Source organism: Streptomyces sp. NPDC048560 (assembly GCF_040650955.1).
Classification (GTDB): Bacteria; Actinomycetota; Actinomycetes; order Streptomycetales; family Streptomycetaceae; genus Streptomyces.
In genome coordinates, this window is record NZ_JBEZIJ010000016.1 from 20,564 (window position 1) to 33,043 (window position 12,480).

At 70.2% G+C, this 12,480-nt stretch carries 10 protein-coding genes; 2 read left to right on the forward strand and 8 right to left on the reverse strand.

Annotated elements, in window-relative coordinates:
• The first annotated feature begins 396 nt into the window (after window positions 1–396).
• Window positions 397–834: a DUF4259 domain-containing protein gene (locus AB0C82_RS33155; RefSeq protein ID WP_362849567.1), complete on the forward strand. Its 438-nt coding sequence runs from the start codon at window positions 397–399 to the stop codon at window positions 832–834.
• A 128-nt stretch (window positions 835–962) separates the two neighbouring features.
• Here AB0C82_RS33155 and AB0C82_RS33160 read toward each other — a convergent pair whose 3' ends face one another.
• Complete coding sequence (locus AB0C82_RS33160) at window positions 963–2,255, reverse strand: PQQ-binding-like beta-propeller repeat protein (protein ID WP_362849570.1); 1,293 nt, start codon at window positions 2,253–2,255, stop codon at window positions 963–965.
• 179 nt (window positions 2,256–2,434) lie between these two features.
• Here AB0C82_RS33160 and AB0C82_RS33165 point away from each other — a divergent pair, with 179 nt between their 5' ends.
• The gene (locus AB0C82_RS33165; protein ID WP_362849572.1) at window positions 2,435–2,869 is read left to right on the forward strand and encodes a VOC family protein; all 435 of its coding nucleotides are present in this window, start codon (window positions 2,435–2,437) and stop codon (window positions 2,867–2,869) included.
• Here AB0C82_RS33165 and AB0C82_RS33170 read toward each other — a convergent pair.
• The 7 genes from AB0C82_RS33170 to AB0C82_RS33200 form a co-directional block, all read right to left on the reverse strand.
• Window positions 2,809–3,852 (reverse strand): aldo/keto reductase, encoded by a 1,044-nt coding sequence (locus tag AB0C82_RS33170; RefSeq protein ID WP_362849574.1) that lies wholly within the window; start codon window positions 3,850–3,852, stop codon window positions 2,809–2,811. The genes AB0C82_RS33165 and AB0C82_RS33170 overlap by 61 nt on opposite strands.
• Entirely contained in the window at window positions 3,849–7,619 is a 3,771-nt protein-coding gene (locus AB0C82_RS33175) for an ABC transporter ATP-binding protein (RefSeq protein WP_362849688.1), read from the reverse strand. Before AB0C82_RS33175 ends, AB0C82_RS33170 begins: the two co-directional genes overlap by 4 nt.
• Before the next feature lie 134 nt (window positions 7,620–7,753).
• On the reverse strand, window positions 7,754–9,130 hold the full coding sequence (locus tag AB0C82_RS33180; protein WP_362849576.1) for an LLM class flavin-dependent oxidoreductase: 1,377 nt from the start codon (window positions 9,128–9,130) through the stop codon (window positions 7,754–7,756).
• 19 nt (window positions 9,131–9,149) lie between these two features.
• On the reverse strand, window positions 9,150–9,923 hold the full coding sequence (locus AB0C82_RS33185; protein WP_362849579.1) for an ABC transporter ATP-binding protein: 774 nt from the start codon (window positions 9,921–9,923) through the stop codon (window positions 9,150–9,152).
• The gene (locus tag AB0C82_RS33190) at window positions 9,899–10,777 is read right to left on the reverse strand and encodes an ABC transporter permease (protein ID WP_362849582.1); all 879 of its coding nucleotides are present in this window, start codon (window positions 10,775–10,777) and stop codon (window positions 9,899–9,901) included. Before AB0C82_RS33190 ends, AB0C82_RS33185 begins: the two co-directional genes overlap by 25 nt.
• Window positions 10,774–11,838, reverse strand: coding sequence for an ABC transporter substrate-binding protein (locus AB0C82_RS33195; protein ID WP_362849585.1), 1,065 nt, complete (start codon window positions 11,836–11,838; stop codon window positions 10,774–10,776). The genes AB0C82_RS33190 and AB0C82_RS33195 overlap by 4 nt, the downstream gene beginning before the upstream one ends.
• Before the next feature lie 14 nt (window positions 11,839–11,852).
• Window positions 11,853–12,398: a flavin reductase family protein gene (locus AB0C82_RS33200; protein WP_362849588.1), complete on the reverse strand. Its 546-nt coding sequence runs from the start codon at window positions 12,396–12,398 to the stop codon at window positions 11,853–11,855.
• Window positions 12,399–12,480: the final 82 nt, after the last annotated feature.

The following is a 12,480-nucleotide window of genomic DNA, read 5'->3' on the forward strand; positions in this document are numbered from 1 at the left end:
CGGTGGCGCAACGGTTGGCGACGGTCGCCCGGGAACTCCGGATGACCTGCCGAACCGTTCAGCGCCCAACCGACGCGGCAAGCCCGGAAGAACTCTTCCAAGGACAGTGGCAGAACCGCAGAACGAAGCTCGACGACTTCAAGCCGCACTTGCACGAGCGGTGGGCCGAGGGCTGCACGAATGCCAGGACTCTCTGGAAGGAGATCCAAAGCCACGGTTACGCAGGCGGATACGGTGCCGTCCGTGCCTGCCTTCGTCCCGGGACGCCGCGCCGAAGGGCGGCCGGCGTCCCCCAGGACCATGGCCGGGTGGGTGCGCAAGCGGGCACCACTCGCCTACTGACATCGCTGTCAGCGGCTAATGCGACGATCCCCAGGCAGCCACGCGTGGAGAGACATGGGTACCTGGGACGTTGGCCCCTTCGATAACGACACCGCCGCCGACTTCGGCGGTGACCTGGACGAGGCAGCACTGGAAGAACGCGAAGCCATGATTCGGGGCGTGCTCAAGCGTGCCGCCGGGCCTGCGGACTTCCTGGGCATCTACGACGGCGAGCGCGCAGTGGCCGCGGTGGCCCTGGTCGTCGCCCAGCATCCTGACGGAGATCCGGCGTGTTCGAACTATGGCCCATCAGAGCCGCTACCGCAGTTGCCTGCAGACCTTCACATGCTCGCCGTCGACGCCCTGGACCAAGCGGTCTCCAACAGGTCTGAACTCGCCGAGCTATGGGCCGAAGCTGCGAACTGGTCGAAGTGGCGCCAGGGCATCACCCGCCTTCGCGACGTCCTTGACCCTCCGGTCCCGCCCCAAGAGGAAGCCCTTTTCGAGATCTAGTCGGTGACCCACAGTAACGAACTACAGAAGTTGGGCCAGAACCCCATTCCGGGAGGCACCCTGGTCGGCAGCTGTTCGACGTCAGGTGACACCTGTGAGCGGAGCGGTGTCGCTCATGGCGGCGCCCGTCACCAGCGTTCGTACGCGGTGAAGGGTTCGTTGTAGCTGTCCGAGCGGACGGCGATGATCCGGTCCCGGTACGGGAGCAGGTCGTCGACGGAGCCCGTGCCGTCGCGGAAGGCCCGGTCCTCCTCCTCGTCGCCGGTGGCCGCGTCGAAGACGTACAGAACGTCCCCGTACCTGGAGGAGCCCTTGACTGCCATGACCCGGCCGGCCTCTGCGTGCAGTCCCTGGACGACGTAGGCGGCACCGCCGATGTCCTGCTGCCACAGCTCGTCCCCGGTCTTCAGGTCGAAGGCGGCGAGGAGCCCCCACTTGCCGCCGTTCGTGAGCGCGAAGAGCCGTCCGTCGGAGACGGCCACGTTGGTGCCGATCGAGCCGTAACCGTCGCCGGTGACCTGAACTTGCGCCCCGGGGCGGCCGTCCGGCCCGAAGGTGAGGAAGGCGTTGACGCCCCGGTCACCCTCGTCGACCCGCAGCACGATCGGCTCGGTGGCCGTGATGGTCACGCTTGCATCGACGGGGACACCGTGGCGGGCGTCGAGGGACGTGGTCCACCGCTCCCTGCCGTCGGCCGGGTCGAAGGCGGCCAGCTTCATCTCCTCGCCGCAGGCCAGGACGGCCAGAATCTGCTTCGGCGCGGTGTTCGTCCCGGAGGGAACGCAGCCCTTCGGCACCGCGGCCGTCCAGCGCGCGGAGCCGGTGCGCAGATCGACCGCGCGGACGGCGGGGACACCCTTTCCGGTTCCGGCATCGAGGACCACGCCGAGTCCGCCGCCCACGGCGAGGGCGCCGACACTGTTGGACGTGTCCCCGGTCGCCGGGGTGAGGTCGGTGTGCCACAGTTCGCGGCCATCGGCGAGGTCGAGCGCGGCGATGGTGGAGCAGCCCGCGTCGGGGTTCCTGAAGTCCTCGTCGTACGCGATCAGCACGCGGGTGCCGTCGGCAGTGGTGCTGGTGGCGCAGATGTCGGTGCGGCGGGGCGGGGCGAACTCCCAGCGCTCTTTGCCCGATCCGGCGTCGAAGCCGGTGACGGCGTCGTAGCGGACGCGGACGAGGGTGTCATCGACGAGCCAGGCGTGGTGGGTACTGTCCTCGGGTGCCTGTTCGTCGCTCCGGGTCTCCCAGGCTGTCGTCATCGACGATCCCGGCCAGTAGCCCGTGTTACTCAGGAACACCCAGGCGATGCCGACGACGATCGCGAGCAGGAGGCCGATGGCGAGCAAGCCGCGGAGCACGTCCCGCCATGCGCTCGGCTCTGCCGTGCCGCCTCTTCGGTCGCTGGTCGTCCGCTCCGCCATACAGATCCCCACCCCTGATCCAGCCACTCTGATGGCGTACAGCGTAGGGGACCAGTGATCATCGGTGCCGCTCAGGGACACGATGGCGGTCCCGAGTTGCCTAGGTCGCGGCCCCTTGTTCCGGCGGACCCGGCCGCGGGGTCGCGCGTGTTCCGCCCTACCGGGGGTACCCGCGCGGCATGACTGTCCTCAAAACGAGTGTTCTGGTCCTGGACTGTGCCGAGCCCATGGAGCTCGCCGGGTTCTATGCGGCTCTGCTGGGCGCCGAGATGCGGGTCGGCAGCGATCCTGACTTCGTCGAGATCGTCGGCAACCAGGGTGTGCACCTGGCCGTCCGCCGCGACCACGGCTACGCGCCCCCCAGCTGGCCCCGCCCCGAGGATTCCCAGCAGGCGCATCTGCGCGTCCTGGTGGACGAGGGGGACATGGACGAGGCCGAGCGCGAGGCGATCGGCCTCGGCGCCCGGCCGGTGGACACGAAGGACAGCAACAGCGGTCCGCGTGATGTCCGCGTCTACGCGGATCCGGCCGGGCACTCCTTCTCGCTGGCCGCCTACCCCTTCGACGCCGAACGGCGGCGCAGCGTGGGCTCGGTGAGCACGGACGGGGTGTAACCGGCGTCCCGTGCGGACAGGTTGGTGCCGGGCGGGACGATCTCGTCGATCCGGTCGAGGACGTCCTGGCTCAGCCCGACCTTGTCCGCACCCAGCTGGCTGTCCAGCTGTTCGAGGGTACGGGGGCCGATGATCGCCGAGGTGACGGCCGGGTGCTCCAGGACGAAGGCCAGGGCCAGCTGTACGAGGGTCAGCCCGGCCTCCTGCGCGAGCTGGGCCAGGGCTTCAGTGGCGGCGAGCTTGGCGGCGTTCTCCGGTGCGGTGATGTCGAAGCGAGCGGCCTGGTGTGCCGCGCGGCTGGAGACGGGCTGCTCGGCGCCCGTGCGGTAGCGGCCGGAGAGCCAGCCGCCGGCCAGCGGGCTCCAGGACAGGACTCCGAGTCCGTACCGCTGGACGACGGGCAGCACCTCCCGCTCGATGCCGCGGGCGAGCAGGGAGTACGGGGGCTGCTCGGCGACCACGCGCTCACGGCCGCGCCGCTCGGCGAGCCACTGGCCCTCGACGATCGCGGAGGGCTCGAAGGTGGAGGTGCCGACGTAGCGGATCTTGCCCTGGTGGACCAGGTCGGAGAGCGCCCCGAGGGTCTCGTCGAAGTCCGTGTCCGGTTCGGGACGGTGCACCTGGTAGAGGTCGATCCAGTCGGTGCCGAGTCGGCGCAGGCTGTTCTCGACCTCCCGGATGATCCAACGGCGGCTGTTGCCGCGTTCGTTGGGGTCGTCGCCGAGACTGCCGTGGAACTTGGTGGCGAGCACCACGTTGTCGCGCCGGCCGCCGGCCAGCGCCTTGCCCACGATGGTTTCGGACTCACCGGCGGAGTACACGTCGGCTGTGTCGACGAAGTTGATGCCCGAGTCCAGGGCGTGGTGGATGATCCGGACGCTGTCGTCGTGGTCCGTGTTGCCCCGGGCGCCGAACATCATGGTGCCCAGGGCCAGCGGGCTTACCTTGACGCCGGTGCGTCCGAGGGTGCGGTATTCGGTCATCCTGCGTTCTCCTTGACGAGTTCATCGGTGGTGAGGTGGTCCGCCGGTGCGGGGTTGCCGGTCTGCCGGAAGGCCTCCCAGAGGCGGTGGTAGGCGCCGCGCGCGGCGAGCAGTTCGGTGTGCGTGCCCGACTCGACGACGGTTCCGGCGTCGATGACGACGACCCGGTCGGCCCGTGCGGCGGTCGTCAGCCGGTGGGCGACGACCACGGTGGTACGCCTCCTGGCCAGTGCCTCGGTCGCCGCCACGACACGGCGCTCGGTCGCCAGGTCCAGCGAGGCGGTGGCCTCGTCGAGCAGCAGGATGTCGGGGTCGACGAGTTCGGCGCGTGCCAGCGCGAGGAGTTGGCGCTGCCCGGCGGACAGGCCCCGGCCCCGCTCCCCCACCGGCTGGAGGTATCCGAGCCGCAGTCCTGCGACCATCTCGTGCGCGCCGACCGTGCGGGCCGCCGCCTCCACCTCGGCGTCGGTGGCGTCGGGGCGCCCGTAGGCGATGGCGTCGCGGACGGTGCCGCTGAAGAGGTGGGCCTCCTGCGGAACGATGCCGAGCCTTCGGCGGAAGCCGGGGAGATCGAGGTCGCGCAGGTCCTGGCCGTCGACCCGGACCGTGCCGGCCGTCGGGTCGTAGAACCGGGCGAGGAGCTTGACGACCGTCGACTTCCCGGCGCCGGTGGCGCCGACCAGGGCGACGCTCTCGCCGGGCGCGATGCGCAGCGAGAGCCCGTGCAGCACCTCCTGGCCGTCGCCGCCCGCGTATCCGAAGGAGACCCCGTCGAATTCGACGTCCCCGCGCAGTTCCCGGACGGGCCGGGGGCTCTCCGCCGGCGGGGTGCCGGCCGGGGTCCGCATCAGGCTGCGCAGCCGGCCGAGGCCGATGACGGCCTGCTGGTAACCGTCGAACACCTGGGACAGCTGCTGGATCGGTGAGAAGAACAGTTCGACGTAGAGCAGGAACGCGATGAGGGTTCCCGCGCTCAGCTCACCCGCCCTGACCTGCCCCGCACCGATCACGAGCACGGCCGCGGTGGAGAGGGTGCCGAGGAATTCCACGAACGGGAAGAAGGTGCCCATGTAGCGCTGGGCGCGCAGTCTCGAGGTGCGGAAGGACCAGGCCAGTTCCGCGAAGTCGCGTGCGTTGCGCTGTTCGCGCCCGAACGCCTGGGTGACGCGGATGGCGGTGACGTTCTCCTGGAGGCAGGCGTTGACGGCGCTGATGCGCTCCCTGGCCTCCCGGTAGGCGGGCACGGAGTGGTGGCGGAACAGTGCGGTCGCGCCGATCAGTACGGGGAGTGCGACGAGCAGGACGACGGCCAGGCCCGCGTCGATGACGAGGAGCGCGACGAGGACTCCGAGGATGGTCAGCAGACTGACGACGGCGGTGATCAGCCCGGTCTGCAGGAAGTTCGACAGGGCGTCCACGTCGGTGGTCATCCTGGTCATGATCCGGCCGCCGAGCTCCCGCTCGTAGTAGTCGAGGCCGAGGCGCTGGAGCTGCGCGAAGGTCTTCAGTCGAAGGGTGTAGAGGAGGCGTTCACCGGTGCGCCCCGTCGTGCGGACCTGGGCCACTCCGATCAGCCAGTTCACCGCCACCACGAGGGCGGCTGCCGCGGCGGCGGCCAGCAGCACTCCTCCGGCATGGCGGGCCACACCGTGGTCCACTCCGTACCGTACGAGGACGGGCACCGCGATCTGCGCGGCGGCGTCCAGGGCGACGAGGAGCAGCCCCAGCACGAGCGGCAGCCGGAAGGGCCGCAGCAGGGTTCCCAGGTGGAAGTCGGGGTCGGCGGCGACCGCTTGCGCGGTGGGGACCTCCGGGTCGGCCGCGGGCAGCGGCAGCCTGGCGAGGCCCGCCATCAGTTCGGCGCTCGGCGGGGCCGAGCCGAGCACTCCGCCGCCGGGCCCGCCCCGGCCGGGTCCTGAGGTGGCCGCCGCTTCGGCCAGGGCCTGGGCGGCCCGGACCGCCGTGCCTTCCTCCGTGGCGGTGGCGGCGCTCTCGGCGCGGTGCCACAGGTGTGCGGTGACCCCGTCGGCCGGAGGGCCCGCGGGTGCGCCGGCCGCCTGGTCCGCGGCCTGGGGACTCTCGGCGCTGGACAGCAGCGTTCGGAACAGGGCGGATCGCGAGCGCAGTTCGTCCAGTGTGCCGGTGTCCGTGATCCGGCCGCCGTCCAGGACGGCGATCCGGTCGGCGAGCTCCAGTGTCGACCTGCGGTGCGCGACGATCAGGGTGGTGCGGCGACGGGTGGCCTCGTGAAGGCCTGCGTGGATCTCGGCCTCGACCCGGGCGTCGATGGCCGAGGTGGCGTCGTCGAGTACGAGCACCGCTGGGTCGCCGACCAGGGCCCGGGCCAGGGCGAGGCGCTGGCGCTGGCCGCCGGAGAGGGTGAGCCCCTGTTCGCCCACGACGGTGTCGTAGCCGTGGGGCAGCCGCTCGATGAACTCGTCGGCGCGGGCGGTCCGGGCGGCCCGGCGGATCTGCTCGTCGGTGGCGTCCGGGACGCCGTACGCGATGTTGGCGCGCACGGTGTCCGAGAGGAGCAGGCTCTCCTCGAAGACGAAGCCGATACGGGAGCGTAGCGAGGCCAAGGTGAGTTCGGTGACGTCGGTGCCGCCTACCCGTACCGAACCGGTCGGCACGTCGTAGAACCGCGGCAGCAGGGCGGCGGCGGTGGACTTCCCGGAGCCTGCGGAGCCGATCAGGGCGAGTGTCTCCCCCGGTTGCACATCGAGGGTGAAGCCCCGCAGCAGTGGGGCACCGTCCCCGTAGCCGAAGGTGACGTCCCGCCAGGAGAGGGCCGGTGGCCGGTCGGGAAGGTCACGGGCGCCGGGAGCGTCCGTGATCACCGGTGCTTCGTCGACGACCTCCAGGACACGTTCGGCGCCGGCCCGTGCCTGTTGCCAGACGGTGAGCAGCGTCGCCACCTGGCGTACGGGGGTGACGAAGGAGCCGAGGTAGGTGGTGAAGGCGAGGAACGTGCCCAGCGAGATCCGTCCGTGGAGGGCCATCCAGCCACCGAGGGCCAGCACGGCGACCTGGCCGAGGGCGGGCACCGCCTGGAGGGCCGGGTTGTAGCGGCTGGTGAAGCGGACGACCCGCAGCCGGGAGGCGAACAGGGTGCGGGCGCGCTCCTCGAGGCCGTTCAGTTCCCGCGTCTCCTGGCCGAAGCCCTTGACCACGCGGACGCCGGTGACCGTGGCCTCCACGGAGGAGGCCACCTCGGCGGCCTCCTGCTGGGCGTGCCAGTTGGCGGGGAACAGGTCGCGGCGGCTGCGCAGGGCGATGAGGTAGAGCAGTGGACCGACGACCAGGGCGACGACGGTCAGCAGCGGCGAGAGCACCGCCATGAAGATCACGGAGCAGAGGAACATCAGGACGTTGCCCGTGAGGTTGGGCAGGAACTGCAGGAGCGTCTGGATCAGGGTGATGTCGGAGATGGACCGGCTGACGATCTGCCCTGTGCGCAGATCGTCCTGCTGGGCGCCGCCGAGCCGCAGCAGTGCGGCGAAGGCGTCGTTGCGCAGGTCGTACTGCACGCCGAGCGAGAGCCGTCCGGAGCGGTAGCGGCGGGTGAAGCTCGCTGCGAAGCGGATCGCGCCGAGGCCTGCGAGCAGGAGGGTCCAGGGGAGGAGGGATCCGGTGGTGCCCCCTGCCACCCCGTCCACGACATGGCGCAGGACGAGGGGCAGGGTGGCGGTGGCGACGGCCGCGACCAGGGCCGCTCCGAACGCGAGGAGCAGGTCGGTGCGGTGGCGCAGGCAGTACCCCAGCAGCCGCCGCGCCCAGCCGGGCGGCGGCTGCTGGGGCGTCGCGGTCTGCTGGGGCGTACCGCTCTGGGGTGGCGTACCGGACTGTGCTGACGTACCGGACCTTGCCGGCGTACCGGTCTCTGGTGGCGGACAGTCGGTCACCGGGCCGCCGCCGCGAGGCCGATACCGGTGTGGCCCGCGGAGGTGTCGACCGGGTCGAACAGCCGGTTGGCGGGCCGCGGCAGACCGTAGTGCTCGCGAAGGGTGGCGCCGGTGTACTCGGTGCGGAACAGACCCCGCTCCTGAAGGATGGGGACGACCCGGTCCACGAAGACCTCCAGGCCGGAGGGGAGCACGGCGGGCATGATGTTGAAGCCGTCGGCCGCCCCGCTTTCGTACCAGTGCTCGATGGTGTCGGCGACCTGCACGGCGGTTCCGGCGAAGGTGCGGTGACCACGCCCGCCACCGAGCCTGCCGATCAGCTGACGCACCGTCAGCCTCTCGCGCCGGGCCAGCTCCACGACGAGTGTGTAGCGGCTCTTGGCTCCCTCGATCTGGTCCTCGTCGGGAAGACCGTCCGGAAGTTCCTTGTCGAGGTCCAGTTCGGCCGGGTCGAGCTTCAGCGTCCTGGCCAGCTGGCGCTTGGCGTACTCCGGGACGATGAGCCGGTCGAGTTCGGCGTCCAGCTCCAGCGCCTCGGCCTCGGTGTCACCGATGACGGGGACGATGCCGGGAAGGATCTTGATGCCGTCGGCGTTGCGGCCCAGCGCCTCGGTGCGCTGCTTGACGTCCTTGTAGAAGGCGATGCCCTCCTCAAGGGTCTGCTGCGCGGTGAACACCGCCTCCGCATAGCGGGCCGCGAAGTCCTTGCCGTCCTCGCTGGAACCCGCCTGCACGAGCAACGGGTAGCCCTGCGGGGGGCGTTCGACGTTGAGAGGGCCGTCGACCCGGAAGAACTCGCCCGTGTGACCGATGCTTCTCACCCGGTCGGCCAGCGCATGGACCCCGGCCTCCTTGTCGGCCACGACCGCGTCGTCCGCCCAGCTGTCCCAGAGCTTCGTGGAGACCTCGACGAACTCGACGGCGCGCCGGTAGCGGTCGCGGTGCAGAGGTGTGTCGTCGAGACCGAAGTTGCGTGCCGCGTCGGCACCGGCGGTGGTGACGATGTTCCAGCCGGCCCGCCCGCCGGAGATGTGGTCCAGCGACGCGAAGCGGCGGGCCAGGTTGTACGGCTCGTTGTAGCTGGTGGAGGCGGTGGCGATCAGGCCGATGTGCTCGGTGACCCCGGCGAGCGCGGTGAGCAGGACGGTGGGTTCCAGTTTGGCGGCGGGCCGTCGGCCGGGGTCGCCCATGAGGACAGGGCCGTCGGCGAGGAACAGCGAGTCCAGGAACCCCCGTTCGGCGATGCGGGCCAGGTTCTTGTAGTGCTCCAGGTCGGAGTTGGCTGCGGCGCGGCTCTCGGGTAGCCGCCAGGACGCCTCGTGGTGGCCGGTGGACATCAGGAAGGCGTTGAGGTGGAGCTGCTTGCGCGGCATGGTGTCTTCTCCTCGGGAATCAGTTCGTGAGCTGGGGCTGTGCCACCCCGAGGGCGGTGAGCAGCGTGTCGCGGTACTCCTGGAAGCGCGGGTCACGGCGGGAGCGCGGTGACGACAGGTCGATCCTGAGGTCGACCGAGATCTGGCCGCCCTCCAGTACCAGCACGCGCTCGGCGAGTTCCACGGCCTCGTCGACGTCGTGGGTCACCAGGAGCACAGCGGGGCGGTGGCGTTCGTACAGTTCGCGCAGGAGGCCGTGCATCCGGATCCGCGTCAGCGCGTCCAGGGCGCCGAACGGCTCGTCTGCCAAGAGGAGTTCGGGGTCGCGGACCAGTGCGCGGGCCAGTGCGGCGCGCTGCTGTTCGCCGCCGGACAGCTCGTGGGGCCAGGAGCGGTCGCGATCCTCGAGGCCGACCTCGGCCAGCGCGGTCAGACCGCGCTCACGGGCCTTCGGACCTCGCAGACCGAGGATGACGTTGTCGAGCACCCGGAGCCAGGGCAGCAGACGGGAGTCCTGGAAGGAGAGCGACACCCGTTCGGGTACGAGGAGTTCACCGGATCCTTCGACCGTGTGGTCGAGGCGGGCTACTGCCCTCAGCAGGGTGGACTTGCCGGAGCCGCTGCGGCCGAGGAGCGCGGTGAACTCCCCCTGCGCAACGGAGAGGTCGAGCTCCTTCAGTACGACCCGGTCGCCGAACCTGCGTACCAGCCCCGTCGTGCGTACCGCGGGCCGCTCGTCCATGGTCCCGGTCCCGGGCAGAACCTCTGTCAGCCCGCCAGAGTGCGTCGCCATGACAGGACCCTCCTTTCGACTGCGCGTACCGCCGCGTCGGAGGCGAAGCCGAAGATCCCGTAGGCCACCAGCCCCACGATGATCACGTCGGACTGGGCGTACTGCTGGGCCTGGAACATCATGTAGCCGATGCCGCTGGTGGCGTTGATCTGCTCGACCACGATGAGGCCGAGCCAGGACGAGGTGACTCCGAGGCGCAGGCCGACGAAGAAGCCGGGAAGCGAGCCCGGGGCGACGACCTTGCGGATGAACTGCCAGCGTCCCAGGTCGAGTCCCTCGGCGAGCTCCACGTACTTGCTGTCGATGCCGGTCAGCGAGGCGTACGTGTTGATGTACATGTTCACCGCGACGCCGAGCGCGATGACCGTGACCTTCATCTGTTCGCCGATGCCGAGCCAGAGGATCAGCAGCGGGAGCATGGCCAGGGACGGGATCGCCCGCTTGATCTGGAGAGGGCCGTCCAGGAGGTACTCGCCGCTGCGGCTCAGTCCGGCCGCCACGGCAAGGATCACGCCGGCCGACACACCGAAGAACAGGCCGAGTCCGGCGCGCTGGAGGGAGATCAGGACGTTGTCCTGGAGCCGCCCGGTGGAGACCAGGTCGCCCGCGGTGGCGAGCACGGTGCCGGGCGAGGACAGGATGCGGGGGTCGAGATAGCCGGACGCGGAGGCGGCCCACCATGCGGCGACGAGCAGCACAGGCCCGATCAGCCGCCCGAAGGGCAGAGCCCGGCCGGGGCCGAGCCGTCGACGGGGGTCTCGGGACGCGGGTGCAGGTGCGGCCTTCGCGACCGCCGGTGGAACCTCGGTGACGTCCGGCCCGGTCTCGCGCGCCTTGGACAACAGATCTGTCATGCCCCCTCCCGGTACTCGGCGGCCACGGCCTCGGCCGCCAGCCCTTCGAATCGGCGGTCGAACAGCTCGGAGGCCTTCAGCTCGGGTACGAAGCCGCCCTCGGCCAGCAGATCCGCGGTCTCCTGCTCCCAGGCGATGGCCTCATCCCAGTTGGGCGGAAAATGAGGCTTGTTGAGGGAAGTGACGATGCGCTTGCCGTCCGCCTTGGAGACGCCCTGGTCCTTCACGTAGTACGTGTCGATCCACTCGTCGGTGTTCTCCCACGCCCAGACCTGGCCTCGCGCCCACAGCGGTATGAAGCTGCGAACTGCCGCTGCCTTCGCCGGGTCGTTGAGGACCTCGTTCGGCGCCCAGAGGACGGTCAGCAGGTCCACGACGTCCGTCTTCACCCCGCGGGCGCCGTCCTTGGCGTACTGGGAGAGGTATTTGGTGATGGTCGGCTCCCCCAGTGGGGCCACATCCACCTGCTTGGACTGCAGGGCGGTCAGGAACTGGGTGCTGGGCAGGGCGACGAGCTCGACGTCGCCGTTGCTCAGGCCCGCGTCCTTCAGCGCGCGCAGGACCACGACGCCCTGGGCCTGCCCCTGGGAGAACCCGATCTTCTTGCCCCGGAAGTCCTCGACGTTCCTGATGGACGATCCGGGTGCCGTCGCGAAGATGTAGGTCGGCTTCTTGCGGATCTGCACCCCGACGATCTTCGCTCCGACGCCGATGGCGTGTGCCTGGATCGGCGGGATTCCCGCATTCGTGGCCAGGTCGATCGACTGCGCGCGGAACCCCTGGATGATGTCGGGACCCGCGGTGAGGTTCGGCCATTCGGAAACCGTGAACTTGAGTTCTTTCGAGAGCCCGGACGGCTCCAGCTGGAGTCGCGACGTACGGACCGCGATGGTCAGTTTCGTGCCGGCAGGCGGATCTCCGGTGGGTAGTGCGCCGACGGGTTCCGCGCTGGCCACGGACTTGGTCTGCGGAGAGCAGGCGGCAAGGCTCAGAACGGTTCCGCCGGCCAGTGCGAGGAATGAGCGGCGGGCGAGTGTCCGCCGGCTGTCATGGTGCGTCATGGTGTATTCCCTGATCACTGATCGGTCGTGGGGCGGATGGAGTGGTAGGAGCCGTTGTGGAACAGCAACGGGCTGCGTCCCTCGTCGAGCCAGGACTCCTCGACCCGGGCCACGACGATGCGGTGGTCGCCGGCCGGGACGATGTGCCGGACGGTGAGCCGCAGCCAGCCGGTCACCCCGCCGAGCACGGGCTCACCGCCCGCCAGCCGGCTCCACCGGGTCGGCGCGGCAAAGCGGTCGATGCCGCTGGTCGCGAACGTGGTGGCCAGCGCCTCCTGTTCGACGCCGAGGAAGTTCACCACCGCGGTGGTGGCCCGCTCGATGTGCGGCCAGGACGAGGTGGACGTCCCGATGCCGAAGGAGACGAGCGGAGGGGCGAGCGACAGCGAGGTGAGGGAGGTGGCCGTGAAGCCGACCGGCCCGTGACCGGCGTCGGCGGTGACGACGACCACACCTGCGGGATACCTGCGGAAAGCCTGCTTGAAGCGTTCCGGGGCAATTCCGGGCGCGTCGGGTTCGGTTGATTGGACAGCGGCATACGAAGACACAGTGACGGTCAACGTCTCTCCCCGGTCGGAAAGGCGGAAAATGGGTGCACGAACAGAAGGGCGGCAGGGTGAACACGCACAGAGGCGCGGGCCG